The 1245-nt window shown below is 55.6% G+C and carries 2 protein-coding genes; both read right to left on the bottom strand.

Annotated elements, in window-relative coordinates; translation table 11 throughout:
• Positions 1 to 38: 38 nt before the first annotated feature.
• Complete coding sequence (locus PSEMO_RS28935; RefSeq protein ID WP_075806302.1) at positions 39 to 875, bottom strand: IS3 family transposase; 837 nt, start codon at positions 873 to 875, stop codon at positions 39 to 41.
• The gene (locus tag PSEMO_RS33965; protein ID WP_075806303.1) at positions 872 to 1180 is read right to left on the bottom strand and encodes a transposase; all 309 of its coding nucleotides are present in this window, start codon (positions 1178 to 1180) and stop codon (positions 872 to 874) included. Before PSEMO_RS33965 ends, PSEMO_RS28935 begins: the two co-directional genes overlap by 4 nt.
• Positions 1181 to 1245: the final 65 nt, after the last annotated feature.

Here is a 1245-nt window from a genome sequence, read left to right on the forward strand (position 1 = left end):
TGTTCTGGTCAAGTTTTTCCGGACACCGATTACGGTGATCAGGCCGCCTGCTGCTCCATAGCTATCGGCGACAAGTAATTGTTGTGGCTGTGGAGCCTGACTCGGTTGTATCGCATGAAGAAGCTGGTCATATCTTGTCTGGCTTCTTCGATTTCCTGGTAGCCCTTAGCGGGCACCCACTCTGACTTAAGCGTTCCAAAGAGACGCTCTGTTGGCGCGTTGTCCCAGCATTGCCCCTTGCGGCTCATGCTCTGCTTTATCCCATGCTCAAGTAGCTCGGATTGGAAGCGCTGGCTGGTGTATTGGCAGCCTTGGTCCGAGTGAAACATCAAGCCTGCATGCTTACCCCGAATCTCCACCGCCATCCTCAGTGCCTTGCTAACCAGCTTGGCGTCGTTGATCAAAGAGAACGCCCAGCCAACGATACGGCGGGCGAACAGGTCAATTACGACTGCCAAGTGATACCAACGCTTCCCGACCATCAGGCTGGTAACGTCGCCGCACCAGACCTGGTTGATTGCTGTTGGCTCGAAGTTACGTTCGAGCAGGTTGCCGGCCACAAAAGCTTCGGCGCCTCTGGAGCGATATTGATGTCGGCGGCGCTGTCTGCTGGTCAGGTTTGCCTCCTCCATGAGCTTTCCGGCCAGATACCTTCCCACCTTGAACTGCTGGGCCTTCAACTGCTGAGAGATCATCCTCGCCCCGGCACTTCCTCGGCTCTCGGCGTGCAGTTGCACGACCTTCGCCCTGAGCCCGTCACGCTTGGTATTCGGCGCTGAACGGCGGCGGAGCCAGTCATAAAAAGCACGGCGGGAAACGCCCAATGCATTGCAAAGTAGGCTGGTCGGATATGACTCTCTCAGCTCCTCGATCAGGAAAAACGATCGGGATCCGACATCAAGAGAGCGGTAGCCTTTTTTAAGATTTCAGCCTCGGTTTCCAGGCGCTTGATCTTGGCTCGCAGTTGCTGAAGCTCTCGTTGCTCCTCGCTGATTGCCTTGGTGCCTGGCACTGGCTGACCTTTTTGCCGCTCTTTGCGAACCTGATCAACCCAACGCCGCAACGCCGTAGGACCGACTTGCATCGACGCACAGACGTCAAGAACTGAGCAGTTATCATCAAGAACCATGCTGGCAGCACGTTGCTTAAACTCGCGGGTGTAGGTCTTCCGTTCTTGCATAGAACCTCCTGAATGGGCGAATCATATCGCCCTTAAGAGGTGTCCGGGATCATTAGGCCAGTTCA

The sequence above is a fragment of the Pseudomonas putida genome (assembly GCF_001941965.1).
In the GTDB taxonomy this organism is placed as follows: domain Bacteria; phylum Pseudomonadota; class Gammaproteobacteria; order Pseudomonadales; family Pseudomonadaceae; genus Aquipseudomonas; species Aquipseudomonas putida_L.